Raw genomic sequence first — 265 nt, 5'->3', positions numbered from 1 at the left:
ATGGTCGGCCCCTGGTCGAGGATCCAGCGCACCGCCAGGGCCAGCACCGACTTGCCATGGCGCTCGCGGGCAAAAGCGGTCAGGGCCTCCACCGCGGCCAGGTACTGGGCGAAGCGCGGCGCCTGGAACTTGGGATCGCCCTGGCGCAGGTCATCGCCGTCGAATTGCGTCTGCGCATGCATACGTCCGGACAGCAGGCCGCGGCACAGCGCGCCATAGGCCAGCACCACCAGACCGTGACGCTGGGCATAGGGCAGCACATCGG

General features: G+C 69.4%; 1 protein-coding gene. It reads right to left on the bottom strand.

Translation table 11 applies throughout. From position 1 onward, the window contains the following. Nucleotides 1-265: aldo/keto reductase (locus FS767_RS22315; RefSeq protein ID WP_178102783.1), on the bottom strand; the 265-nt coding region annotated here is incomplete at both ends.

The sequence above is a fragment of the Pseudomonas sp. DE0010 genome (assembly GCF_007680745.1).
Classification (GTDB): Bacteria; Pseudomonadota; Gammaproteobacteria; order Pseudomonadales; family Pseudomonadaceae; genus Aquipseudomonas; species Aquipseudomonas parafulva_B.
This window is presented reverse-complemented; position numbering and strand designations above follow the sequence as displayed.